Below are 23,848 nucleotides of genomic sequence, written 5' to 3'. Positions count from 1 at the left end.
GTTCTAGTCATGGGCCGTTCTTGTCAAGCCGGGCCGTAGCGGTGGACCGGGCGCCCGGCGTTTCCGTATTCCAGGTGGAGTTCGAGCGCGCCTCGCCGGTGCAACTCGCTCAAGTACCGTTGCGCGGTGGGCCTGCTGATGCCCAGCCGCTCCGCCAGCGTGCTCGCCGCCACGGGTTCGTCCGAAGATCGCACGGCTTCGAGGACCTTCCGCATGGTGGGCGGCAGATTGCCCGGCTGGGTGGCGGGACCACGGAGCAGGCTGTACAACGCGTCGACCGTTTCCTGGTCGGCTTCGCCGTCGCCGCTCGCGTGCTGCCGCCACAGGCGATAGGCCTCCAGCTGATTCCGCAACTGCCGCAAACCGAACGGCTTGACCAGGTAGTAGACCGCTCCGAGCTGCATCGCGGCGCGCACGGTGCCCAGGTCCCGCGCCGCCGTGACCACGATGCAGTCCGGCGCCACGCCGGTGTCCGTCCTTTCCCCGCCGTCGCCGCCTTGCGCGTTGAGCCCACGCAGGACGGAGATGCCGTCCTCGTCGGGAAGGTAGATGTCGAGCAGAAGGAGTTCGGGTGCGAGTTCACGGACCGACTGCCGCGCCTGCTCGGCGGTGTGGGCCTGACCGACACAGACGAAGCCCGGCATCCGGTCCACGCTCGCCGCGTGGATGCGCGCCACGCGGTAGTCGTCGTCCACGACGAGCGTCCTGATCACGGCACCCGCTCCAGTCTCGCCCGGACCGGCGCGTGGGGTAACCGCACCGCGAAACGGGCCCCCGGCCCCGGCGTGACGTCGACGGATCCGCCGGCCCGGTGCACGAGCCGGCGGACCAGGGCCAGTCCGAGACCTCGCCGCATTCCTTCGCGCGCCGGCTTGGTGCTGTAGCCGTCGGTGAAGATCCTTTCCAGGGCGCCGGGCGCGACCCCCGGCCCGGTATCGGTGACCACAATGGACACTTCGCCGCCGGCATCGGAAACGTGCACGTCGACGCGGCGCGGGTCCGGTCCCCCGGCGACCGCGTCGACCGCGTTGTCGATGAGGTTGCCCAGCACGGTGAGCAGGGACCTGGTTTCCAGTGAGGGAACGTCCAAATGGGACTCCGGACTCACCACGAGCCGGACATCCCGTTCCGCGGCGATGGTCACCTTCGCCAGCAACAGGGCGGCCAGTTCCGGTGGCGCCATCCGGGCGCGGAGATCACGCCCCTGCGCGAAGGATTCCTGCGAGATCTCCGCGAGGTAGCGAGCGGCTTCGTCCGGCTCGCCGAGACCGAGGAGTCCGGAAAGGACATGCAGCCGGTTCTTGAACTCGTGCTCCTGTGCCCTCAGCGCGGTGGTCAGGCCGGTCACCGCGTGCAGTTCCCGCACCAGCCCTTCCATCTCGCCGCGGTCCCGCAACGTGATCACCTCGCCCGCGTCACGGCCGGCGAGCACGACCGGCATCCGGTTCACCACCAACAGGAAATCATCGGTCAGCACGACTTCGTCGGTGCCGTCCCCGGCACCGGTCATCGCCTCGCGCAACCGTCCCGGAGGCAGCAGGTCGGCGATCCGCCGCCCTCGCGCGGCGACACCGATCCCGAGCAGCCGGCACGCCTCGTCGTTGATGACTTCGACGCGGCCGGCATTGTCCAGCCCCACCACACCTTCGCGGATCCCGTGGAGCATCGCTTCGCGTTCTTGGAGCAGGGCGACGATTTCGGAGAGTTCGAGACCGAAAGTGGCCCGCTTGATCGTATGGGCGAGCCACCACGACGCCCCCACTCCCCCGGCCAGCGCGAGCGCGGAATAGAGCAGCACCCACAGGATCTTTCCCATCAGTTCGCTCGACACCTGTTCTTCGAGAATGCCGACCGAGATCTGCCCGTCGACGGCGCCGTCCGGGCCAAGCAGCGCGACACGGGCGTTCGCCGACCGGCCGAGGCTGCCATTGTCGATCCCGGTGTGTCCCCCGCCGTCGAGGACCGCGACCGGTTCTTCGAGGCGCTGCCCGATGAGTGCGGGATTGGGATGGGAATAACGCAGCCCGGTCCGGTCGGTGACCACGACGTACGCGGCCCCGGTGGCGCGGCGGATCTGTTCGGCCATGGGCTGGATGGTGTGGCCGGCGTCGCCGGAAACCAGTGCGTCCCGCACGGCCGGCATCTGGGCCACCGTCGTGGCGATGCCCAGCGCCCGCTGCCCGTACTGGTTGTCGAGTGTCTCACCGGTGAGCTTGACGTAGAGCAGAGCGCCCGCCGAGACGGTGGCGACCAGGATTCCCAGGACGCCGTAAAGGATCTGGGACGCCAGCGGGCGCGATCGCCACATGCCTGCTCCGCTCTGCCACTCACCATGGGGGCCCTGCTTGGGATGACACCACGTGACCTGCCGGTTGCCAAGCGATCACCGGCGAAAAGACCGAAACGTCCTGTTGGTTACGAACTTTATCGATCCGGCTCAAAGTAGGCGGATGCGGTCCGCAGCGGATCCGCCCAGAGAAACCCGTTTCCGCCGTGACTGCCGTCGGACCGATAAAGGACTGCACAGAATGAGCAGAAACCACAAACCGCACAGAACGTTGTCCCGCGCGTGCCGCGCTTCCTACCGTCCGGGTACGGCGGTCACGGCGAAGGGAGCAACGGCGTGCAGAAGGACAGGCCTGAAGCGATCGCGGTGCGCGGCGTGACGAAACAGTTCACCACCGAGGACGGCATGGTCTACACCGCCTTACGGGACCTCGACATCACGGTGGGGCCTGGCGAGTTCTGCGCTGTCGTCGGGCCGACCGGGTGCGGCAAGTCGACCACCCTCACCTTGATCTCCGGCCTCGAGCACCCCTCGGCGGGTACGGTCGAGGTCCACGGCGAACCCGTCACGTCGATCGCGCCCGGCGTCGCGTTCATGTTCCAGACCGACGCGATCCTGCCCTGGAAAACGGTGCTGGACAACGTGTCCGCGGGCCCGCGTTTCCGGGGTGTGCCCAAGCGCAAGGCCTTCGACGACGCGCTCGACTGGATCCGGCGCGTCGGGTTGAGCGGGTTCGAGGGCCGCTACCCGCATCAGCTTTCCGGCGGGATGCGCAAGCGCGTCGCGCTCGCGCAGAACCTGATCAACGAGCCGGAAATCCTGTTGATGGACGAGCCGTTCAGCGCCTTGGACGTGCAGACCCGTGCCAAGATGTCGGACGAATTGCTGGGGCTGTGGGAGCTGACCCGGCCCGCGGTCGTGTTCGTCACGCACGACCTGGAAGAGGCGATCGCGCTCGCCGATTCCGTCGTGGTGCTCACGGCGGGCCCCGCGGCGACGGTGAAGGCCCGGTTCACCGTCGACCTTCCCCGGCCACGCGTCGTGCAGGAGATCCGGTTCGAACCGCGGTTCGTCGACCTCTACCAACGGATCTGGGAAGCGCTGCGCGCCGAAGTCGACCTCGCCTACTCGCAGACCACCCGGCTGGCCGGGACGGAGGAACGATGACCACCGGCAGGACGACCACCGCCCCGGCCGAGACACCGGTCGACACCGCGCGGCGCGCGAAACGACGCCGTCGGCAGGTCCTGGTGCACACGACGCAGGTGGCCGTGCTGGTCGTCGTGATCGGCGGCTGGCAGCTTCTCGTGCAGGGCGACCAGCACGCGATCATCCTTTACGGGGTGCCCTCGGGCATCGTCTCGCGCTTGCGGGACTGGGTGAGTCAGGGCACCGCGATCGGGTCGCTCGGCGCCCAGATCTGGACCACGGTGGCCGAAGCGCTGCTCGGCTTCGTCATCGGGACCGCGCTGGGCATCGTCTGCGGTATCGCGCTCGGCCGGATCCGGTTCCTCGCGGACGTGTTCGGCCCGTTCATCAAGGTGTTCAACGCGATTCCGCGCATCGTGCTCGGCTCGGTCTTCGTGCTCGCCTTCGGGCTGGGCCTGGAGTCGAAGATCCTGCTGGTGATCGTCCTGGTGTTCTTCGGCGTCTTCTTCAACGCCTTCCAGGGCACGCGCGAGGTCGACCGGAACTTCGTCGCCAACGCCACGATCCTCGGCGCGTCCCGCTGGCAGGTCACCCGGCAGGTCGTGCTGCCCTCGGCGTTCACCTGGATCATCGCGAGCCTGCACGTGAGCTTCGGGTTCGCGCTCATCGGCGCCATCGTGGGCGAGTTCCTCGGTGGCTACGCCGGGCTCGGCGTGCTGATCAAGAACGCCCAGGGCACCTTCGACGCCAACGGCGTGTGGGCGGCGATGGTGATCATGGGAATCGTCGCGCTCGCCGCGGAGTTCCTCATCACCCGGGCCGAACGCAGGCTGCTGCGCTGGCGTCCGGCGCAGTTGACCGGCCCCGATCTCTGAAGCACCCGACCCACAGCGCCCATCCTGCGAAAGCAAGGGAGATCACCGTGTCCGGACGGAAATGGATCGCCGCGGTGCTGGCCGCGGCACTCGGCCTGGCGGGCTGCGCGGACAACGCGAGTCACAACGGCACCAGTTCCAGCGGCGGCAACGGCACGCCGGTGAGCATCATGGTCGGCGGCCTGAACAAACAGATCTATCTGCCCTTCATGCTCGCCCAGCGGCTGGGGCTCTATCAGAAGCAAGGGCTCAACGTGACGCTGCAGGACGAGGGCGCCGGCGTGGACGCCACCACCAACATGATCGCCGGCAAGGTCGACGGGGTGGGCGGCTTCTACGACCACACCATCGCGATGCAGGGTCTCGGACAGTCACTGGAGTCCGTGGTGTCGATGCTGAGCACTCCCGGCGAAGTCGAACTCTGCCGTAACGACGTGAAGGGGCAGATCCACTCGCCCGCGGACTGGGCGGGGCGCAACCTCGGCGTCACCGACCTCGGCTCGTCCACCGACTTCCTCACCCAGTACCTGGCCCAGAAAAACGGCGTCGACCCGGCGAAGATCCACCGTGTCGGAGTGCAGGCGGGCAACACGCTGATCGGTGCGCTGCAGCACGGAAACGTCGACTGCGCCATGACCACCGAACCGACGGTCTCGACGCTGCTCGCCAGTGGGTCGGCTTACGTCCTGCTCGACATGCGCACCGCCGCCGGCACCACGCAACAGCTCGGCGGGCAGTATCCCGCCACTTCGCTGTACATGACAAGGTCCTATGTAGACAGTCATGCGGACGTGGTGCAGAAGCTGGTGAACGCCTTCGTCGAAACGCTGAAGTGGATCCAGTCCCACACCGGGGCGCAGGTCGCCGACCAGATGCCGGCCGACTACTACGCGGGTTCGGGCAAGGACGCCTACGCCAAGGCCTTCGACAACGAAAAGGGCATGTACAACCCCACGGGCATCATGCCCCCGGACGGCCCTCCGACGAACCTCGCCGTTCTGCGGGCCTTCAACCCGGATGTCAAGGGCAAGACCATCGACCTTTCGAAGACCTTCACCGACAAGTTCGCGCTGGCGGCCCAGTGATCTCCGGGCTTCGGCGCCACGTGACGAAGGGTCAGCGCCGGAACAGGGCGCGCAGACGGGTGCCGAGGGACGGCTTGGGCGGGCAGTCGCAGCGCTGCGAGTCAGGCACCCCGGCCAGGACCTGCTCGACGTGCTGTCCGCAGCCGACGTAGGTGGCCTTGCCGCAGGTCCGGCAGGTGACGCGCTGGCACATTCGTCCTCCAGTTGTTTCCGTCTGACGTTCCGGTCAGGGGTTCACAGAGTTCCGGTCAGGTACTGCAGGCCGATGCTGGACGCCGCGACGGCCGTCCACAGCGCGCCTCCCAGCAGGAGCGGCCGGGCTCCGGCGGCGCGCAGGTCCTTCAGACGCAAGGACAGGCCGATGCCCGCCAGTGCGGTGGTGATCAGAAAGGTTCCCAGCCACGACAGCGGGGCATGCCAGGCGACGGGAATGATCCCGAAGCTGTCCAGCGTGGCCGCGGCGAGGAATCCGAGCAAGAACGGTGGCACGAGCTTACGCCAGGGCAGCCCGCGCAGAGCCGGCCCGCCACGTCCGGCTTGCCGGCGAGCGTTGAGTACGGCCAGCACGAGAACGATCGGAATCAGCGTGAGAGTGCGGGTGAGCTTGACGACGAGGGCGTAGGGACCGGCGTCCCCGCCGTAGGCGTAAGCGGCGGCCACCACCGACGACGTGTCGTTGATGGCGGTTCCGGCCCACAGGCCGAAGGCGTGCGGGCTCATCCCGAGCAAATGGCCCAGCGGTGGGAAAAGGAGCACGGCGGCGATGTTGAACACGAAGATCGTGCCCACCGCATAGGCGACGTCGGCCTGCTTCGGTTTGAGCACCGCGCTGGTGGCGGCGATGGCCGAAGCGCCACAGATTCCGGTGCCCACACCGATGAGGGTGCGGGTGTCCCGGTGGACGCCGAGCAGACGGCCGAGCAACCACGCCCCGCCGAGGGCGACGCTCAGCGTGCCCAGCATCACCGGCAATGAGGAACCGCCGACCTGGGCGACCTCACGCAACGACAAGCCGGTCCCGAGGACCACAATGGACAGTTGAAGCACGGGCCGGGCGGCCGTCGCGTAACCCGGAGCCAGCACGTTCGCGCGCAGGGCGGGGACGAGATTCCCGGCCAGCGCGCCGAGAACGATGCCGAGCACGGGACCACCCACCAGGGGAACGAACCTTCCGGCGACGGTCGCCACGGCGGCCACCGCCAGCGCGACGGCCAGCCCGGGCACCCCCCGCCGCGCCCGCTCGACGGGGGTGGGCGGGAGGGAACGGTCCAGGGTGGCCGTCATGGCGTGGTCGCCGCCTGATCGGTGAGCCCCAGTGCGACGGCATGGGCGAACTCGTCGTCGACGCAGACCACATCACGTCCGGCCCGCGCCAGCAGGCCCGCGGCGATGCTCGCGCGATAGCCGGCGGCGCAGTGCACCCACAGCGTTCCCGCCGGGAGTTCGTCGAGGCGGGTCAGCAGTTCCCAAAGCGGGACATGGGTCGCGCCGGGGATGTGCCCGGACTTCCACTCGTCGGGGCGGCGTACGTCGAGCACCGTGGTCGTGGCGGGGTCACGCTCGAAGAGCGCGGCGAAGCCCACGACCGGGTAGGCACCGCGCTCCTCCGGCGCGGCGAGGTCGGCCGGCGTCCCCAGCGCCTGCCCGGCCGGACGGTCGATGCCGATCCGGACGAGCTGACGCTGTGCCGCCGCGACCTGCTCACGGTCTTCCCCGATCAGGGTGACGGGGGTGCCCCAGGGGATGAGCCAGCCCAGCCAGGTCGCGAACTGCGCGCCCAGCGCGATGCCCACCGTTCCCCGGATGTGGTCGGCGGCGTAGGCGGCGCGGTCGCGCAGGTCGACCACCCACTCCCCCGCCGCGATCCGTTCGCGCAGGCGTTCCGGGTCGACGAGCGTGGGGGCGCTGAGGTCGATCGGCCCGGCCCCGGCGCGGTTGCGGGCGCCCATGTGCGCGTAGTAGGCCGGGTAGGCGGTGAGCCCGCCGACGAGGTCGGCCACGAAACGGTCCTCGTCGGGTTCGGTCAGCGCGGTGTTGGTGGCACGCTGTTCGGCCACGGTGCTCTCGTCCGGGGTCGCGGTGCTTCGCGCAGCGCAGAAGCTGCCGAAGCCGTGCGTGGGATAGACGCGGGTGTCCGCGGGCAGGAGGGCTGCCAGCGAGCGCACCGAGCGGTATTGGGAGCGGGCCAGTTCCTCGGTGCGGGCCTCGTCGACCAGGTCGGTCCGGCCGACGCTGCCGTAGAGCAGCGAGCCGCCGGTGAACGCGGCGGGCGGCCCGTCCCCGTCACTGACCACGTAGGACAGGTGATGGTCGGTGTGGCCGGGGGTCGCCAGCACCCGGACCGTCAACGCGCCGACGGTCAGCCGGTCTCCATCCGCCACGGGGAAGCGGGCGAAGTCCACCGTCTCGTGGGCGGAGACCACGTAACGGGCCTCGCAGACCCGGGCCAGCTCGGCTCCGCCGCTGACGTAGTCGTTGTGGATGTGCGTCTCCAGCACCATCTCGCAGCGCACGCCCAGCCTGCCGAGCAGGGCCCGCACCCGGTCGATGTCCCGCTGCGGGTCGACGACCAGGGCCCTCCGGCCGTCGTGGACCAGGTAGCTGCGATCCCCGAGCTCACTGGTTTCGATCACTTCGACCCGCATGATCACCTCCCAAATGTTCGTACATTTAGCCTACGATACGTACGGACATTCGCCAAGACCCGGCCCGGGATAGCGTGGGGACAGGAGGTGACATGGCGAACCCGATCACCGAGCGCACCGAACGGGCCGAGCTGGACCGCGCCGATCCGACACCGCTGTGGCGGCAGTTACAGGGGCGGTTGCTGGCCCGGATCCGCGCCGGGGAGTTCGCCGACCGGTTCCCGGGGGAACTCGCGCTCACTCAGGAGTACGGGGTCAGCCGGCAGACAGTGCGCCAGGCCCTGCGCGCGCTGCGGGCCGACGGCACGCTGGTGGCCGAGCGCGGCCGCCAGCCGAGGGTGGCCCCGCCGGCGGAGATCACCCAGCCGATGGGCGCGCTCTACAGCCTGTTCGCCGCGGTCGAGGCGGCCGGCCTGACCCAGAACAGCGTGGTGCGCACGCTCGACGTCCGCGCCGACGCTGTGGTCGCGGAGCGCCTGGATCTGGAGGCCTCCACACCGCTGGTCTACCTGGAGCGGGTGCGGCTGGCCGGGCAGGAACCGCTCGCCCTGGACCGGGTGTGGTTGCCGGCCTCGTTCGCGAAGCCCTTGCTGGAGGCGGACTTCTCGCACACCAGCCTCTATCACGAACTGAACGTGCGCACCGGGGTGCGCCTCGACCGCGGCACCGAGCAGATCCAGGCGGTGGTGCCCACCGCGGCCGAACGCGCGCAACTCCGTTGCGGCCCGGATGCCGCGGCGTTCTCGATCTGCCGGCTCGGTCACGCGGCCGGCACCGCGGTGGAGTGGCGGCACACCCTCGTGCGCGGCGACCGGTTCACCCTCACCGCCGAGTTCTCCGGCCGCACCGGGTACCACCTGCTGGGCACGAAGCCCCGGCCCTGAAGAGTCCGAAGAATTTTTCTTCCGCATCGGGTCCCGCACTTTCGGTGAGCACCCGGAGGTGGCGGGGCGCTTTTTCGCTCGCCCGCCGCGCCTCCCGAGTCCCCAGAGGCCGTCTGACCTGGCACTTTCCCTCGGATACGGCCGTGTCTCCGCCTACCATGGCGAAGGTGAGTTTTTCCGCGGGTGCCGCGCCCGGCGCGAGAGGGGTCATCGGTGTCCGCCTGGCGTGAGGCGGGAAAGCGCTGGCGGCAGGCAGCACACTGGGTGATCGTCGGAGGGGCGATCGCCTATCTCGCCTGGAAGGTGCCGGGCTTCGTCGGTGACGTCGCCCGGTCCGGCGGGATGACCTACGACATGCACTGGGACTGGCTGGCGGCCGCGGTCGTGTGCAGCCTGGGAGCGCTGGTCCTCTACGGAGAACTACACCGGCAACTGCTCTTGGTCGGGAACGCGCGGCTGCCGGTGCGCACCGTGCAAGGGATCAACATCGTGCAGAACGCGGTGTCCAGCACGATCCCGGTGGTCGGTGGTGCCGGCGCGCTGGTCTACGGGATCGACCAGTTGCGCCGTCGTGGCGTGGACACGGCGCTGGCGTCCTGGTCGGTCCTGATCGCCGGACTGGTCGACGCACTCACCCTGGCGGTGCTCGCCGCACTCGGGCTCGGCTGGGCGGGCCGGATCGATGCCATCACCGCCGTGGTGCTCGCGCTGCTGGTGGTGCTGGTCGCGCTCTGCGGGTGGACGTTGCTGACGCATCCGGTCGTCCTGCGAAGCGGTCTGCGCGGCCTGTTGAAGGTGGGGGGCCGGATACCGGGTTTCTGTCCGCCGTGCCGGGACGCCTGGCTCACACGCACCGAGCAGGCCGCGGGACGTCTCTCCGCGCGCATCGCGTTGCTGCGGCCCGGCGGTTCACGGTGGCTGCTGGTGATTTCGCTGGCGGTCGTGAGCTGGGCGCTGGACTACTTCGCCCTCGCCGCCACGGTCGTGGCGGTGGGTTCCCCGGTGCCCTGGGCGGTGCTCGCGGTCGGTTTCCTGGTCGTGCAGGGCAGTATCGCGCTGCAGATCTTCCCGGGCGGGGCGGGCATCGCCGAGACCGGGCTCCTGGGTGTGCTGCTGGCCGCCGGGATCGCGGCCGGGCCCGCCGCGGTCAGCGTGCTGACCTACCGCGCGATCAGCTGGCTCGGCCTGTCGCTGCTGGGATGGGCGATCTACGCGGTGTGGATCCACACCAGCCCGGTCCGTCTCCACCGGCACGTGCCCGAACTCACCCAGGTGTGAGCGAAAGACGAAAACGATCTCCTGACCGCGTCCGGCGCACAAGGAAAACGCGGGGCCACTTCCGGTGCCCGCCGGTCACCGGCCCGTCCGCATCTCTTCGCGATATCTATTCCCGCAATTGGTGCGAACCACTCGCCGACGGCCGATAATCGTACTTGTCCGGGGGCGGCGCGCCGCGCCGATGTCGGGGTCTGGGAGGGACTCGTGCCACAGCTGTCGCCGACCGTGCATCGGACCATTCTCATGGTCGACGTGGCCGACTTCACCAATCCGAGCCGCATTGTGGCCGACCTGATGGATGTGCAGGAAGGCGTGTACGAAGTCCTGCGCACCGCGTTCGCCGAATCCGGCGTCGATTTCGACTCATGCCAGTACGAGGACCGGGGCGACGGTGCGCTGATCCTGATCCCGCCGGAATTCTCGAAAAGCAAACTCGCCGACCTCCTGCCGGGCCGGCTGGACGCGGAACTGCGCCGGCACAACTCCACCCGCTCGCCCCAGTCGCGGTTCAAGCTCCGGGTCGGCATCCACGCCGGAGACATCCGGCGGAACGCCCACGGCTGGGTCGGCCACGCGGTGAACCTCACCGCCCGGATTCTCGAAGCCGCCGAAGTGAAATCGGCACTCACCCGCTCGAACGGCCTGCTCGCGCTGGTCACGTCGGACTACTTCTACACCGAAGTGATCGCGCAGGATCCGGGCATCGCGCCGGAGACCTACCGCCGGATCGACGTCGCGGTCAAGAAGTTCTCCGGCGCCGCCTGGCTACGGATACCCGGCGAGTCCTCCGCCCCGTCCCAGACAGCCCCTGCCCGGCCGGCCGGCACCTCGCCGGACCGGGACGCCGAGGAGGTACTCGCGATCGTTCCCGAAGAGGAACTCGCCAAGCTGCGCGGCCTGCTTTCCGGCCTCCAGGTGGCGCACCCGGCGACCCTGGTCGCCCGCGCCGCCGGACAGGCGATCCCACCGCCGCGGAGTTCCTCGGCGTGGGACATTTTCTGTTACCTGCTGGATTTCAACGCGAACGCCGACGGCCTCCCGCCGGCCCTGGCCTATCTCAAGCTCCTGGCCGGGCAGTGGGGCGGAGATATCGAGACCGAAGTGTCGGCATGGGTGGACCAGCAGACCCGGCGCATGCGCATCGACGCCGCGCTGGACGAAGTCACCGCCGAATCCGCGCCGATTCCGGAAATTCCGCGCCTGTACCTGATGATCGCCGTGGAACCGGATGCCGTCGATGCCGCGCGCTGCGTGCTTTCCTTCTGGCGCCAGGACGATCCGCTGAGCTGGCCGCCCGTTCGCGGCGGGATCCGCGAAGTCGCCCTCGACGAACTCGAATACCGGGTGGACGAAACCATCCTCGCCGCCGAACAGGCCTGGGCGGACCAGGCGATTTCGGTCGTGGTGGAGTTCGTGCTCGCCCGCGGCATGCTCGGCCTGCCGGTGCACCGCTGGTGCAAGGAACATCGCTCCGGTGAGCCACGGCCGCTGGCGTTCGACTACCAGATCGGCCTGCGGTCACTGGAGCGAATGCGCACGAAATACTGGCACCGCCGGTGGAAGCAGCGGTGGCGTTCCCTGCCGGAGCACCTGGAGCTGGAACGGATTCATCCCTTCGGCACGGCGGAGACGAGCGGGGGGATCGACGCCGTGCTCAGCGATCCGCGCTGGGCCGGCCTGGTGATGGAGGGGCCACCGTCCCCGCGTCCCGAACCCGGCACCGACCCGGACGAGTTCACCGCCGCGCTGCGCGCCGGACTGCCCCTGATCTGCTGGCATCCGGCGGCCCGGCCGGAGGACTTGCGAAAACACCTCGGCTGGCTGATCGGCGGCGAGGGCGGTTTCGCCGACATACCGCAACGCCGGCAAAACGCGTTGAGATCGAATAGACATGATCTGGTTTACGATTTGGCGGTAATGTGGGAAGATCCGTACCGGGTAATAGACTTTGATCCTCCGTCAATCGCGGGCAGGCGCTGAGGGGATGCCGCGGATGAGCGCCAACGAGCAGGACTCGGGGACGGCCGAAGAGCGCTCATTTCGGTTCACCGCCCCCGATTGGTGGGTCTACCGCGGAACCGGACGGCCTCTGCACGACATCGACCTGAGCCAGGTCCTGCCGCCGCCCCCGCCGTGGCGTGATTTCCGCGGCGGCCCGCTGCCCGACCCGGACACCCCGCCCGCCGACGACGGCGAAACCGAACGGCGGCTGGGGCCGGAGTTCCACCTGGCCGACCACGACGTCAATCCGCACGAGCTGGATATGATCAACACGGCGCTGTACTTACGGCGGCCGCTGCTGGTGACCGGGAAACCCGGGGTGGGAAAGTCGAGTTCGGCCTACCGGATCGCGCGGGAACTGGCGCTGGGACGCGTACTGCGGTGGCCGATCACCAGCCACACCACGCTGGCCTCCGGCCTGTACGACTACGACGCGATCGGACGCGTCCAAGCCGCCGCCACCGAACAGGCACAGCGCGGAACGACCTCCGGGCCGGGGGCAGGCGAGCCACCGATCGGCGACTTCGTCCGGCTCGGCCCGCTCGGCACGGCATTCCTGCCCAGCAGGCTGCCCCGGGTATTGCTGATCGACGAACTCGACAAGAGTGAGGCCGATTTACCCAACGACCTGTTGAGCATTTTCGAGGATGCCGAGTTCCTCATTCACGAATTGGCACGCGTCCGACAACGGACCCCCGAGGTCACCGTGCACACCGATGATCCACGGCGCACCGCGACGGTCGTGGAAGGACGGGTCCGCTGCCACGCCTTCCCGATCGTGGTGATCACCAGCAATGGGGAACGCGAATTCCCGCCCGCTTTCCTGAGACGATGCGTGCGCCTGGAGATCGAAGACCCCGATGTCGGGCAACTGGCCGCCATGGTCGCCAGCCACCTGCTCGACCCCGCCGGCGAACACCGGGACAGACTGGTCCAAGAGTTCGTCGAACGAAGTCACGCCGAAGGCGGACTGCCCGTCGACCGGTTGCTCGAGGCCGTCTATCTCGCCACGTCCGGCGCCTATCAGCCGGACGACGTGGCCTGGCCCCGCTTGCTGAATGCCCTGTGGCGCCGATTGTCGACGGTACGGTGAGATGTCCCGGGCGGCCGGTGTACCCGACCCGAGCCCCGCGCGGCTCGCGGATCCGTCGGCGAACGGGCAGTCAGCGGGGCGACGACGGCTCGACATCGACGAGCTCACCTGGGTCGATATCGCCGACATCGTCTGGCTGGCCTCGGCCATACGACCCGCCTCGCCCGAGCACGACCGCCCCGGTCAGGAAGAACGGCCTCCGTCCGTGCCGCCACCGGAGCCGGAACCCACCGGAAGCGCGCCGCCCGCCGAGTCCCTCCCCGAACCCGCGCCGCCCGAGAAGAAGCGCGAACCAGCCCGTTCACCGGACACCGAGATCCCGCCGGAACCAGGAAACCGGATCCGTCCCGGCGGCGAGGCGCTCGTCCCCGTGAGCGAGTCACCGGACTCGTTGGGGTTCTTCCGCGCGCTAAGACCGCTCAAACGGATGGTGCGATCTCACCGCGACGGTGCGGTCCGGCTCGACGAAGCGGCGACGGCCGACTGGATGGCTCAAACGAAAATGTGGTGGCCGGTCACCCGGCCGATCCGCGAACGCTGGCTCGACTTGACCGTGGTGCTCGACAATGGCCCGTCCATGGCCTTGTGGCGGGCCCAGGTCACCACCTTCGTCACGCTGCTCGGCCGGCTGGGCGCGTTCCGGTCGATTCAGGTGCGCCTGCTCGAAACCGCCGGCCCCGGCGAGCCGGTCCTGCGCGGCGGGACGGCCGGAACACCAGCGCGGGAACCGGCCGAAATGCACGACCATTCCGGCCGTCGCACCCTGATCCTGCTGACCGACGCGGTGGGTGAGGCCTGGCGGCGTGGGGCGGTGCTGCCGATTCTCGCCCTGTGGGGACGGCGGATGCCGGTCAGCGTCATCCACCTGCTGCCCCAGCATTTGTGGCGCCGATGCGGCATGGCGTACGGAAGAGGACTGCACAACGCCCGGCTCGGCGTGCCCGCACCGCTGCGTCCCAACAACCGGTGGACGCTCGAACTGCCCGATGCCTGGGCCGAGCCGGACCCGTCGTCGCTGGCGCCCCCGGGGACGGTGCCGGTTCCCGTCCTCGAAGCACAGCCGCGCTGGCTGTCCTGGTGGGCACGGCTCCTCACCGGGTCCGGCGGCGAACCACTCCGGAGCACCGTCCTTCTCGCGGAGGACAGCCCTCCGGTGCCCGAGCCCCCGGGTGACTCGCCGCCCCAAGCGGCCGAGGTGGTGAAACGCTTTCGCAGCCTCGCCTCCCCGCCCGCGTTACGGTTGGCCACGCTACTGGCCGCGCTCCCCGTTCACCCAGAAGTAGTAAATTTCGTGCGCCAACGCTTGTCGGCGGACAACGCGGTCCTGGTGGAGTTGTTCCTTAATGATCTTCTGCGGTACGCTCCCGCGCGAGGGGATGATGAGTCCACTTGGGACACAAGGGCATTCGTCTTTCCTCAGGCAGTCCGTCAACAGCTGCTCAACGGCGCACGGCGTTCGGAGACCGCCGGTGTGGTGCGAGCGGCCGCCGCGCACCTCGGCGAACGGATTCCGGTGCTCGGCCACCTCCGAGACGCCATCGCCGACCCGCACAACACGCCGGACCCGGTGCCGACCCCGGAGAACGAGGCCGACGTGGCCCTGGAGGGCGCCATCATGCGCGCACTCTCGGGACCGTACCTGTCCCGCGCCGACCGGCTGAGAAACGCGGCGCGCAGTGCCCACCCGGCCCTTGGATCGATCAAGCCCTCTCCAGAACAACCCGACACTGCGAGCGACGATATGCACGAGCCCGCCGAGCGCCTGAGCGAGGCAGTCAGATCCACGACGTCCCTGCGCCCGGCGCCCGACGGCTATCCGACCCCGCAGGAGTCCGAGCCGCCCGGTGACCGCCCGGGGTACGCGGCGGGGGTGTTCACGACGCACGAGCGGCGGCTCGAAGACCCACCACCGGTATGGGGCAACGTACCCCCGCGCAACCCGAACTTCACCGGCCGCACGGAACTGCTCGATCAGCTGGGCAAACGGTTGACCGCGGGCGGCACCACGGCCGTGCTGCCGGCGGCCCTGCACGGCATGGGCGGTATCGGGAAGACCCAGATCGCGACCGAGTACATCTACCGCCACCTGCAGGACTACGACGTCATCTGGTGGATCGAGGCGGCTCGTCAGACGCAGATCCGGGCCAGCCTCACCGAACTGGCCCGCGAACTCGGCGTCGGCGGCGGCGGGGACGCGAATTCGGCCGTGCGGGCGGCACGGGAGGCGTTGCGCACCGGCCGGCCGTACCGCCGGTGGCTGCTGGTGTTCGACGCGGCGGACAGCCCGGACGAGGTGCGCACATTCTTCCCCACCAACGGGCCTGGCGCGGTGCTGATCACCTCGCGCAACCCGGAGTGGGCGGGGGTTTCCCGGCCGCTGGAGCTGACGGTGTTCCGGCGGGAGGAAAGCATCGAACTGCTGCGCAAGCGCGGCCCGGAAATCGACACCGCCGACGCGAACCGGCTGGCCGAAAAGCTGGGTGACCTGCCGTTGGCGATCGAGCAGGCGGCGGCGTGGCGCGCCGTGACCGGAATGCCGGTCCGGGAATACCTCCGGCTGTTCGACGAGTCGGTTTCCGAAATCCTCGACACGTCGACACCGCCGGATTACGAGGTGTCCGTGGCGGCGGCGTGGAACGTGTCGTTCGACGAACTGAAGACCCGCAACCCGGCTGCCCATCAGATGCTGCACATCTGCGCCTTCCTTTCCCCCGAGCCGATTTCCCGTGATCTGTTCACCGGAGTGAGCCGGGTGTCCATTTCTCCCGAACTGGACGCGGCCCTGCGCGACCCGATCAAACTGGCCCGCGCGATCCGCGACATCAACCGGTACAGCCTGGCCAAGATCGACCACGGCAACAACACCCTCCAGTTGCACCGCCTGGTCCAGCTGGTGCTGCGCAACCGCGTGGTGGCTCCGCACCTCCAGGCACGGATGCGGCACGGCGCGCACCAGCTGCTGGCCAGCCTCGACCCCAACGATCCCGAGTCGAGCCGCCATTGGCCCCGCTATCGCGCACTCCTGCCGCACGCCTACGCCTCCGACGTGGTCTCCTGCGACGACGGCTGGGTTCGGCAACTTGTCATCAACCTCATGCGCTACCTGTTCCAGTGGGGCGATCACGAGGAAGCCGCGAACCTCGCCTCGCGGGCCAACGCGGTCTTCGAGGACAAACTTGGCCCCGCCGACCCGCAGACCCTCGACGTAGCGCAGCGGCTCGGCCTCTACCTCTGGGGGCTGGGCCGTTACGACGAGGCCGCCCGCATAAACCAGCTCACCCTGCAGCGCCGCATCCAGGAATCGGGTGAGGAAAACGAGGAACTCTTCGCTCTCCAGACCAATATCGTGATCGACTACCGGGCGCAGGGCGACTTCGCCGGAGCGAAAAAGCTGAGCGAAGAGATCTACCAGAAGTCGCAGCGGCTCTTCGGCGATGACGATCCCGAGACGCTCAACGCGGCATTTCAGCACGCGCTGAGCCTGCGGCTTTCGGGAGAATACCAGGCCGCAGCGAAACTGGACGAGGACACGCTCCGTCGGCGAATCGAGGTGCTGGGTCCCGACCATCCGAAGACCATCGGCGTCAACGCCGGCCTGATCATCGATCGCCGCGAAGCCGGAGAATACACGCGTGCCCGGATCGAACAGGAAAAACTCGCCGAATTCGCGCGTTCCCGGCTCGGCGAGGACAAGCCGAACTTCATGGCCCACCTGAATCTTCTGTCCATAGCCCGCCGCAAGGACGGTGATCACGAGCGCGCGTTCGGCCTTTCCCGTGAAGCCTACGAAAGGTTCATACTGGTCTACGGTCCGGATAACCCCACCACCGTCGCCTGCGCACTGGCGCACTCGATCGATGCCCGGCATTCCGGCGATTTGACCGCGGCCAAGAAATTGGGGGAGCAAACCTTCGAGGGCTATCGCCGTTCGCTGGGCGAGCATCATCCCCACACTCTCGCGACGACCGTCGACCTGGCGGTGACCTTGCGCTTGCGGGGTGAGACGGCGGAGGCGCGCGAACTCGACGAGCGGGCTGTCGAACAGCTCCGGGCGGCCATCGGACCGGACCATCCCTACACCATCGTCGCGACCATCAACCTGGCCAGCGACCTCGCGGCGCTGGGTGAGACCGAGGCGGCGCTGGAACTGGGTCGCGACGCGATCGAGCGTGGGAACCGAATACTCGGCGAAAACCATCCCACGGTGCTGGCCGCGGCCCACAATCTCGGTCTCGACCTGGTCACCGCGGGGCGGCCGGAAGAAGCGGAACAGTATCAAGAACCGATCCTGAGCAGGTACCGGAAGGTGCTGGGGGAAGCACATCCCGCGACCACCGCGGCGGCCCAGGGAATACGCGCGAACTGTGACATCGACCCGATGGGCATGTAGCGCCGGCCTATTCCGTCACGAGTTGACCGAGCCAGGAGGCGACCCCTTCGGTGGTCGTGGCGGCCCCGCGACTGCCCCTGAGTTCCCGATGCACTGCCCGTACCAACTCCGGGCAGTAGAGCAGAGCGCGGCTCGCGGAATTGGGGCCCGTCTCCGCGAGGGCCAGTCCGAGGCCGACCAGCGAAGCCGGTCGGTCGGGTGTTTCGGCGAGTTCGGCGCGATATCGCCGGGTGGCGTCGTCGTAACGACCGGTCGCGTAGGCGAAATCGGCCGCCGTTGCACCGGGAACGGTCGGCCACACGTCCTCGAGCTCGGCGTCACCGGCCCCGGTCAGGGCGAGCCGCACCAGGTCGGCACGGGCATGTGACCATGCTCCGTCCGGCACCGGCGTCGGCGAAAGCTCGTCTCCTATCAGGCTGACCGGCGGCCGGGACTCCCCCGCCAGCCAGCAGTCGACCAATTGCCCGACCACGCCGGGGCTCGGCCGCAGATGCCGGCTCCGCCAGCCCGCACGGTGGTCTGCCATGGCGGCGCCGGCCAGAACCGCGATGTCTTCCTCGATTCGCTCGTGCCGCCACGGACCGAGTGTCCCGGCCACGCCGTCGAGGAACCGGCGTCCGGCTGCGGTGAGAGAAGCGTCGCCGCGAAGCGCCTCCAGGGTCCGCCAGGTTTGAGCCCGCCAATAGGCGAACTCGAACCAGGCACGCCGGATCGCCGGGCCGGGCCCGACGCTCGCGAGACGGCGCCAGAAGGCGGTGACGCCGAGAAACGCGTAGGTACCCTGAATGGCACCGGCAAGCGGTCTCGGGTCGTCCCGCCAGGGCACATAGAACCGTTCTCGCGGGTCCTCGTCGCACAAGCGCGTCAGATGCAGTACGCCTCCGAGTACCACGTGCTGGAATTCGTGCACGAGGGTGGCCGCCAGCGATGCCGTGTCCGTCGGCCGCCCGAGTACCGCGCTTCCGAACGCCTCCCCCGTCGAGGCGCTCGGATTCCGGAACAGCACCGGGGGCCTGGGCACCAACGAGTTCAGCCCCGCCGAAAGCAGACTCGAATAGTCCGGCAGTGCCTTCACGAGCAGTCGCCACGCTTCGACGAGCATGCCACTCCATTCACTGAACTCCGTGCTGCTCAACCGCTGTGGCGGCACCGGCTCGTACAGCCCCCGGTAGGGATCGAGATCATCGAGCGCCACGGAGAATCGCCGGTCACCGGCGGCGGTGCGAAGGCGGCGGAGGCCCCACCACCCGGGACCGTCCGTACCGGCCCGATCGGGCACGCGCACACTCCGGGCGCCATGACGGATAACGTAGTTTCCCGGACCCCCGCCCACTTCGGCTACCGAGAATGGTGACGACGCGCGTAACCTGGCCATTCCCAGCGTCGGCAGCGCGACGTTGCCCTTCCACAGCGGCACCGCGATGTCGAACCTGAGGCCTGCCCGGATCGCCGCGGCGGCGGCGATCGTGTAGGCATGCCCGAGGTGAATCCACAGTGGACCGACACCGTTCAGGTCGTTGCGCAACAGGCGCGTGGTATAACCGGCCCAGGAACCGGTATAGGGGTGGTCCAGCAACCGATCGAAGGCAGCCGGTGACGCCGCCTCCACCCGTGCGAGCAGTTCCCACAGGGTTTCCGCCGAGGGCAGCGGACCGAACTGCTCCGGAGCCTTGGCGACCGCTTCGAGCAGCGCGGACAGAAGTAACTTTCGCCGGCTTCGCTCCGCCGAGCGCAGTCGGCGGACAATCGGTTTGCCACCCTTCATCTGGGCGATCGCGTCGAAATCGGCCCAGGGCAAACGATGGAACGCCACGCCGGATGTATTGCGCCCCATACCGGAGCCTCAGTCGACCCGCTCGCCCGTGCCAGCGGCGGGGTCACCGCTTCGGTACCGCGCCCGAAGCCGCAGCGTGCGGTCCACGACGTGGTTCGTGGCTTCTCGAATGGTTTCACCGCGCAATTCACGCAGTTCCGTCAGCGAAACCCCGTCGAGGTCGACCAATCGGGATTCGATGCCCGGCTCGGTCCTGGCCGCATTCATGATGCCGGCTCCTTTCACCTGATACCCGGTCAGGGCAGTCGTTTCCATGATGGACCATGGCCCGCCGATCGGGAAGATGCGAAAGGATCGTCGTCGCGTCGCTGAATTCCTCTCTTTTCCGGGTTTCCTCGCCGCTGCCCGCTAGAGCGAGTCGACGGCGGCGAGAATGTCGGCGGGCTCGGAACGGGTGGTGTAGTCGGCGCGCGCGTCGATCCAGCGGATCGTGCCGGCCGCGTCGACGACCACGGCGGTGGCCAGCGGTAGTTCGTGCGTGCCGTCGGCGTTGACCGTGGTGAGGTCCAAGCCCATTTTCGCCTGGACGGCATGCAGTTCGCCGCTGTGGGAGAACACGACACCCAGTCCACGGGCGACCTGGTTTCCCGGGTCGGAAAGCACGGGATACTCGAGGTTGTGCTTTTCGGCCACGGACAGTGAACCGTCCGGCTTCTGCGGGCTGATGGCGACGAGCGCCACACCGCGGGAATCGAGTTCGCCGGCCAGCGTCTCCTGATAAAAGCGCAGCGCGACGTTGCAGTAGGGACACCACACCCCGCGGTACAGGATGACGACGGCCGGACGGCCGGCCCGCGTCTCGGTCAGCGTGGTCGGCTTGCCGTGCGCGTCGAGCAGATCACCGTCCGGCATGGCGGTGCCCGGGGTCGCCACCCCGGCGGGGAGGCCTTCTTGGGCCAGGCGGGCCACTTCGGCCTGCAATGTGGCTTTGATGTCGGCCGGAAGTCGTCCGACGCTCTCGCGCACCTCGGCGAGCCGGTCGTCGACCGTCGTGTTCTTGTCCGGCATGGGAAAGCTCCAATCGGAGTGGAATGGATTGCGCTATCCACTCTTGCCGATCATCGAGTGGATAGTCAAGTCCAGAATTTTTGTAGGATCGTCCGCATGGTCACCAGACCCGAACCGGACACACAGCCGCTCACCGCGAAGGGGCAGGCGACGCGGGAACGGATCGTGCACGCCGCGGCCGAGCTGATGTTCCGGCACGGGGTCGCGGGCACCAGCACACCGGCCATCCGGGACGCGGCCGGGGTCAGCTCGTCGCAGATCTACCACTACTTCGCCGACAAGGAGGCGCTGACCAGGGCGGTCATCGAGTACGAGACGCGAAGGATCGTGGGCGCCCACGAGCAGCTCCTGCTCAGGCTGGACAGCCTCGCGGCCCTGCGGGCCTGGCGCGACGTCGTGGTGCGGACCGTACGGGGCACGCACTACGCCGGCGGGTGCCCGCTCGGGTCCCTGTCCAGCGAACTGGCCGAGCACGACCCGGACGCGCGCGAGGCCCTCGCCGCCGGTTTCACACGCTGGTCGGGCGCGATCCGCGACGGGCTCCGGCACATGATCGAGCACGACGTGCTGCGCGCCGACGCCGACGCCGACAAGCTGTCCCTTGCCATGCTCGCGGCATTGCAGGGAGGCCTGCTGCTCACTCAGGCGCAGCGCGACTGCGCCGCCCTGGAGGCCGCGCTGGACACCATGATCGAACGGATCGAGCAGTACGCCGTCGGTTCCGCCGGGTGAACCCTCGCTAGCGACGCCGGGCGGACCGGGTCATCGCACCCACGATCGCACCGAACGCCAGATGGTCGGCCACCTGGGGGCCGACCGGAAGCGCCCGTACCCGAGCGGTGCGGCGACCCGGCAGGCGAAGGTCGATCACCGCGATGGCGAGCCCGGCGACCGCGCCCCACCGTACGGTCGCCCGCCGGGGCAGCACGGCGGACAGCACCACTGCCCAGCCCAGCGAAAGAGCCACGTGCACCGGCACCGCGGCCACCAGCAACCGGCTCACCCGCTCCTCGTCCGGCAGAAGCAGGGCGCCGGCGGCCCGGGTGGCGGCGAGCGCATCCCGCCGCGTGAGCAGGGCGTGCATCGTCGACGGCACGCCACTCAACGCTCCGGCGACAAGCCCGGCACGGATCCCGGTGCGCATCACCGTGCCATCCTGGCTCGCCTCCGTCAGGTGGGCAAGGTCGCTCGGTAGTAGGTGATCCGGCCCATGACCGGGTGGCGGCTCGAGGCGACTTCAGCGCATTCGAGCCCCGCCGCGTTCAGCAGTGCCGGGATGCCGTCCGGTCCGGTTCCGGCCAGGTGACCGGACTTCACCACGCGGTGGGCCAGGAATCCGTGCAGCCCATGCTGTTCTCCGGCGAAGTCCACCAGGTGCAGGCTGCCACCAGGCCGCAGCACACGCGCGATCTCCGACGCGGCCGCGGTCTTCGTGGCCGCGTCGAGATGGTGCAGCATCAACGCCGACAGCACGCGGTCGAAACTCCCGTCGCGATAAGGCAACCGCTGCGCGTAACCCCGCTCGAACCGTATTCCGCTCAGACCGCGCGCTTTGCGTCCGGCACGGGCGAGCGCCAGCGGATCCGGATCGGAACCGATGATCTCCACGCCGGGGTGGGTGCGTTTGACGCGGACAGTCAGGTTGCCGGTGCCACAACCGATCTCCAGTACGCGCGCGCCGGGGGCAAGCGCGGCCTGATCGATCAGGGTGCGGTGCACCTTCGTGACGCCGAGCGCGGCCGTGAACAGGTCGTAGAACGGCAGGAAGGCATCGCGCCCGGCGGCGGGAAGATAGTCGTGGAGCTGCCGGGTGGTCTTGCTGGGAGAATTTTCCATCACGTGTTCCATCGTGTGCCCTTGTCAGCCAGGGCAACTGGTCGATTGTCGGTGAAATTGGGACTATCTTCGAGTGATGACCGAGATGGCCAGGCCGGTGCGTTACCGGGCGGGAGTGCCGGTTTACCGCTACGGGACCGCACCCGAGGTCCCACCCGTTTCGGTGCTCCGGTTCCACGCCGGAGCCCCACCTGGCCACGGGCAGCGGCACATTCACGACTTTCCGGTGCTCACCTATGTCGCCCGCGCCGTTTCTTCACCGGAGGACGGCTCGGCACGCGACGGTGACCTGTACGTGCTGGCCGCGGGCGCGGTGATCGATCCCGCCGTCATGACCAGGATCGCCGAAGGCTATGGGGTGTTCTTCGACCCCGCCGCGATCGGCGGTGAGGGTGCCGCGTCATGGTCGTCCTGGCGCGCTCACCCGCTGCTTTTGCCGTTCCTGCACGGGATCCCCGGCGGACTCCTCCGTCTGCGTGTCCCGCCTGAGCGGCAGCCGGCGTGGACGACCACGATCGCGGCGATCGAAACGGAACTGGCCGGCCGCGCCGAGGGTTACCGGCGGGCAGCGGTCGCCTATCTGACGTTGCTGCTGGTCGACGTCGCACGACTGGCCACGGACGTGGTGGGTGATCTGCGGCGCAGCAACGAGACTCTGCTGGCCCAGGTGTTCGAGGTGATCGAGCGGCGCTTCGCGGAACCGCTGTCCCTGCGCGACGTCGCCGGGAGCGTCGGCATGACGCCCGGCTATCTGACCACGGTGGTCCGGCAACGAACCGGGCGCACGGTGCTGGACTGGATCACCGAACGGCGCATGGTGCAGGCTCGTCACCTGCTCGCCGAGACGGATCTGCCGGTCGGCGAGATCGGCCGCCGTGTCGGCATACCCGATGCCGGTTACTTCGCGCGAACTTTCCGGCACAACAACGAAACATCGCCTCGGGCATGGCGGCGCGCGTTCACGGGAGCTTAGTCAACCGCCGCGGACCACTCGATCAGCGGCGGCCGGACGGCGGCGCAAAGCGGGTTTCCCTTGGTGTCGGTGAGTTTCAGCCGGCCCGTGAGACACCCCGACCGCGTCGCGGCCTGGAGGGTGCCGGGGTCGACGGCGTCGAACATCAGCTTCGCTCGCCGGAACAACGTGAAGACACCGTCGTCACCGACGGTGCCCCAGGACAGGTAGAGGAACCGGTTTCCCGGGCGACCCTGGACGTACGGGCCCTTGATATCGATTCCCGCCGGAGTCGTGGCGGCGGTGCAGTCGAGAGTCCAGGTGACCGCCGGAGTGTCGCCAGGGCGCAGGCCCAGCAGTTCGTCGCGTCGCTCGCGCCGCTGGACCCCCACGTGAATATTGCGGTAGCCCGGGAAGTTGCCGGAAGGGCCGCAGTCGCGGCCGGGAAGGTGCGACGCTTTGATGACTACGCGGACGGCGGCCGGTTCGGCACCCGCGGCACCGCGGGCGTTCTCTCTACCGCTTCGCATG

At 68.8% G+C, this 23,848-nt stretch carries 21 protein-coding genes; 10 read left to right on the top strand and 11 right to left on the bottom strand.

Annotated elements, in window-relative coordinates; translation table 11 throughout:
* Positions 1-23: 23 nt before the first annotated feature.
* Positions 24-713, bottom strand: a complete 690-nt coding sequence (locus tag ACFSXZ_RS10090) for a response regulator (RefSeq protein ID WP_378263672.1) — start codon at positions 711-713, stop codon at positions 24-26.
* Positions 710-2,308, bottom strand: coding sequence for an ATP-binding protein (locus ACFSXZ_RS10075; protein ID WP_449224272.1), 1,599 nt, complete (start codon positions 2,306-2,308; stop codon positions 710-712). The genes ACFSXZ_RS10090 and ACFSXZ_RS10075 overlap by 4 nt, the downstream gene beginning before the upstream one ends.
* A gap of 384 nt (positions 2,309-2,692) precedes the next feature.
* Between ACFSXZ_RS10075 and ACFSXZ_RS10070 the strand changes: the two genes are divergently transcribed.
* From ACFSXZ_RS10070 to ACFSXZ_RS10060, 3 genes are read left to right on the top strand one after another with little or no spacing between them, the layout of a single operon-like run.
* Positions 2,693-3,454 (top strand): ABC transporter ATP-binding protein, encoded by a 762-nt coding sequence (locus tag ACFSXZ_RS10070; RefSeq protein ID WP_378264760.1) that lies wholly within the window; start codon positions 2,693-2,695, stop codon positions 3,452-3,454.
* Positions 3,451-4,311: an ABC transporter permease gene (locus ACFSXZ_RS10065; RefSeq protein ID WP_378263670.1), complete on the top strand. Its 861-nt coding sequence runs from the start codon at positions 3,451-3,453 to the stop codon at positions 4,309-4,311. Before ACFSXZ_RS10070 ends, ACFSXZ_RS10065 begins: the two co-directional genes overlap by 4 nt.
* Before the next feature lie 47 nt (positions 4,312-4,358).
* Positions 4,359-5,396, top strand: coding sequence for an ABC transporter substrate-binding protein (locus ACFSXZ_RS10060; RefSeq protein ID WP_378263668.1), 1,038 nt, complete (start codon positions 4,359-4,361; stop codon positions 5,394-5,396).
* Between the two features lie 31 nt (positions 5,397-5,427).
* On the opposite strand, the gene ACFSXZ_RS10055 is transcribed toward ACFSXZ_RS10060, so the two are convergent.
* The 3 genes from ACFSXZ_RS10055 to ACFSXZ_RS10045 are packed head-to-tail and all read right to left on the bottom strand — an operon-like array spanning position 5,428 to position 8,041.
* Positions 5,428-5,589, bottom strand: a complete 162-nt coding sequence (locus ACFSXZ_RS10055; protein ID WP_378263666.1) for a hypothetical protein — start codon at positions 5,587-5,589, stop codon at positions 5,428-5,430.
* A gap of 41 nt (positions 5,590-5,630) precedes the next feature.
* Entirely contained in the window at positions 5,631-6,680 is a 1,050-nt protein-coding gene (locus ACFSXZ_RS10050; RefSeq protein ID WP_378263664.1) for a YeiH family protein, read from the bottom strand.
* Complete coding sequence (locus ACFSXZ_RS10045) at positions 6,677-8,041, bottom strand: MBL fold metallo-hydrolase (RefSeq protein WP_378263662.1); 1,365 nt, start codon at positions 8,039-8,041, stop codon at positions 6,677-6,679. Before ACFSXZ_RS10045 ends, ACFSXZ_RS10050 begins: the two co-directional genes overlap by 4 nt.
* 92 nt (positions 8,042-8,133) lie before the next feature.
* On the opposite strand from ACFSXZ_RS10045, the gene ACFSXZ_RS10040 reads away from it, so the two are divergent.
* The 5 genes from ACFSXZ_RS10040 to fxsT all read left to right on the top strand — a co-directional run bounded on the left by ACFSXZ_RS10040 (position 8,134) and on the right by fxsT (position 17,687).
* Positions 8,134-8,925 (top strand): GntR family transcriptional regulator, encoded by a 792-nt coding sequence (locus ACFSXZ_RS10040; protein ID WP_378263660.1) that lies wholly within the window; start codon positions 8,134-8,136, stop codon positions 8,923-8,925.
* 213 nt (positions 8,926-9,138) lie between these two features.
* A complete protein-coding gene (locus tag ACFSXZ_RS10035) occupies positions 9,139-10,203 on the top strand; it encodes a lysylphosphatidylglycerol synthase transmembrane domain-containing protein (protein ID WP_378263658.1) in 1,065 nt (354 codons plus the stop codon).
* Positions 10,204-10,407: 204 nt separating this feature from the next.
* Positions 10,408-12,183: a VMAP-C domain-containing protein gene (locus tag ACFSXZ_RS10030; protein ID WP_378263656.1), complete on the top strand. Its 1,776-nt coding sequence runs from the start codon at positions 10,408-10,410 to the stop codon at positions 12,181-12,183.
* Positions 12,184-12,196: 13 nt separating this feature from the next.
* A complete protein-coding gene (locus tag ACFSXZ_RS10025; protein WP_378263654.1) occupies positions 12,197-13,297 on the top strand; it encodes an AAA family ATPase in 1,101 nt (366 codons plus the stop codon).
* 1 nt (position 13,298) lies between these two features.
* Positions 13,299-17,687 (top strand): FxSxx-COOH system tetratricopeptide repeat protein, encoded by a 4,389-nt coding sequence (gene fxsT / locus ACFSXZ_RS10020; RefSeq protein ID WP_378263652.1) that lies wholly within the window; start codon positions 13,299-13,301, stop codon positions 17,685-17,687.
* Between the two features lie 7 nt (positions 17,688-17,694).
* Here the strand turns inward: fxsT and ACFSXZ_RS10015 are convergent, their stop codons facing one another.
* The 3 genes from ACFSXZ_RS10015 to ACFSXZ_RS10005 form a co-directional block, all read right to left on the bottom strand.
* Entirely contained in the window at positions 17,695-19,500 is a 1,806-nt protein-coding gene (locus ACFSXZ_RS10015) for an HEXXH motif domain-containing protein (RefSeq protein ID WP_378263650.1), read from the bottom strand.
* A 30-nt stretch (positions 19,501-19,530) separates the two neighbouring features.
* Positions 19,531-19,728, bottom strand: coding sequence for a hypothetical protein (locus ACFSXZ_RS10010; protein ID WP_378263647.1), 198 nt, complete (start codon positions 19,726-19,728; stop codon positions 19,531-19,533).
* A 141-nt stretch (positions 19,729-19,869) separates the two neighbouring features.
* On the bottom strand, positions 19,870-20,529 hold the full coding sequence (locus ACFSXZ_RS10005) for a peroxiredoxin-like family protein (protein WP_378263645.1): 660 nt from the start codon (positions 20,527-20,529) through the stop codon (positions 19,870-19,872).
* Between the two features lie 96 nt (positions 20,530-20,625).
* On the opposite strand from ACFSXZ_RS10005, the gene ACFSXZ_RS10000 reads away from it, so the two are divergent.
* Positions 20,626-21,261 carry a TetR/AcrR family transcriptional regulator gene (locus ACFSXZ_RS10000; protein ID WP_378263642.1) on the top strand — a complete coding sequence of 212 codons (636 nt, stop codon included), beginning with the start codon at positions 20,626-20,628 and terminating at the stop codon, positions 21,259-21,261.
* A gap of 7 nt (positions 21,262-21,268) precedes the next feature.
* On the opposite strand, the gene ACFSXZ_RS09995 is transcribed toward ACFSXZ_RS10000, so the two are convergent.
* Positions 21,269-21,673: a hypothetical protein gene (locus ACFSXZ_RS09995; RefSeq protein WP_378263640.1), complete on the bottom strand. Its 405-nt coding sequence runs from the start codon at positions 21,671-21,673 to the stop codon at positions 21,269-21,271.
* 26 nt (positions 21,674-21,699) lie between these two features.
* Positions 21,700-22,365: a class I SAM-dependent methyltransferase gene (locus ACFSXZ_RS09990; RefSeq protein WP_378263638.1), complete on the bottom strand. Its 666-nt coding sequence runs from the start codon at positions 22,363-22,365 to the stop codon at positions 21,700-21,702.
* 76 nt (positions 22,366-22,441) lie between these two features.
* Here ACFSXZ_RS09990 and ACFSXZ_RS09985 point away from each other — a divergent pair, with 76 nt between their 5' ends.
* Positions 22,442-23,338 carry a helix-turn-helix transcriptional regulator gene (locus ACFSXZ_RS09985; RefSeq protein WP_378263635.1) on the top strand — a complete coding sequence of 299 codons (897 nt, stop codon included), beginning with the start codon at positions 22,442-22,444 and terminating at the stop codon, positions 23,336-23,338.
* On the opposite strand, the gene ACFSXZ_RS09980 is transcribed toward ACFSXZ_RS09985, so the two are convergent.
* Positions 23,335-23,847: a DUF5990 family protein gene (locus ACFSXZ_RS09980; protein WP_378263633.1), complete on the bottom strand. Its 513-nt coding sequence runs from the start codon at positions 23,845-23,847 to the stop codon at positions 23,335-23,337. The genes ACFSXZ_RS09985 and ACFSXZ_RS09980 overlap by 4 nt on opposite strands.
* Position 23,848: the final 1 nt, after the last annotated feature.

Source organism: Amycolatopsis pigmentata, from assembly GCF_042684065.1.
Taxonomy (GTDB): domain Bacteria; phylum Actinomycetota; class Actinomycetes; order Mycobacteriales; family Pseudonocardiaceae; genus Amycolatopsis_E; species Amycolatopsis_E pigmentata.
The sequence above is the reverse complement of the archived record's forward strand: the minus strand, read 5'-3'. Positions and strand labels throughout refer to the sequence as shown.

Bases quoted from the DNA above. Each gene is read 5' to 3' on its own strand.
- ACFSXZ_RS09985 (WP_378263635.1), top strand. From the start codon at position 22,442: ATGACCGAGATGGCCAGGCCGGTGCGTTACCGGGCGGGAGTGCCGGTT.
- ACFSXZ_RS10005 (WP_378263645.1), bottom strand. From the start codon at position 20,529: ATGCCGGACAAGAACACGACGGTCGACGACCGGCTCGCCGAGGTGCGC.
- ACFSXZ_RS09995 (WP_378263640.1), bottom strand. From the start codon at position 21,673: ATGCGCACCGGGATCCGTGCCGGGCTTGTCGCCGGAGCGTTGAGTGGC.
- ACFSXZ_RS10055 (WP_378263666.1), bottom strand. From the start codon at position 5,589: ATGTGCCAGCGCGTCACCTGCCGGACCTGCGGCAAGGCCACCTACGTC.
- ACFSXZ_RS10040 (WP_378263660.1), top strand. From the start codon at position 8,134: ATGGCGAACCCGATCACCGAGCGCACCGAACGGGCCGAGCTGGACCGC.
- ACFSXZ_RS10045 (WP_378263662.1), bottom strand. From the start codon at position 8,041: ATGCGGGTCGAAGTGATCGAAACCAGTGAGCTCGGGGATCGCAGCTAC.
- ACFSXZ_RS10010 (WP_378263647.1), bottom strand. From the start codon at position 19,728: ATGAATGCGGCCAGGACCGAGCCGGGCATCGAATCCCGATTGGTCGAC.
- ACFSXZ_RS10000 (WP_378263642.1), top strand. From the start codon at position 20,626: ATGGTCACCAGACCCGAACCGGACACACAGCCGCTCACCGCGAAGGGG.
- ACFSXZ_RS10070 (WP_378264760.1), top strand. From the start codon at position 2,693: ATGGTCTACACCGCCTTACGGGACCTCGACATCACGGTGGGGCCTGGC.
- ACFSXZ_RS10065 (WP_378263670.1), top strand. From the start codon at position 3,451: ATGACCACCGGCAGGACGACCACCGCCCCGGCCGAGACACCGGTCGAC.
- fxsT (WP_378263652.1), top strand. From the start codon at position 13,299: ATGTCCCGGGCGGCCGGTGTACCCGACCCGAGCCCCGCGCGGCTCGCG.
- ACFSXZ_RS10050 (WP_378263664.1), bottom strand. From the start codon at position 6,680: ATGACGGCCACCCTGGACCGTTCCCTCCCGCCCACCCCCGTCGAGCGG.
- ACFSXZ_RS10025 (WP_378263654.1), top strand. From the start codon at position 12,197: ATGAGCGCCAACGAGCAGGACTCGGGGACGGCCGAAGAGCGCTCATTT.
- ACFSXZ_RS09990 (WP_378263638.1), bottom strand. From the start codon at position 22,365: ATGGAAAATTCTCCCAGCAAGACCACCCGGCAGCTCCACGACTATCTT.
- ACFSXZ_RS10075 (WP_449224272.1), bottom strand. From the start codon at position 2,308: ATGTGGCGATCGCGCCCGCTGGCGTCCCAGATCCTTTACGGCGTCCTG.
- ACFSXZ_RS09980 (WP_378263633.1), bottom strand. From the start codon at position 23,847: ATGCGAAGCGGTAGAGAGAACGCCCGCGGTGCCGCGGGTGCCGAACCG.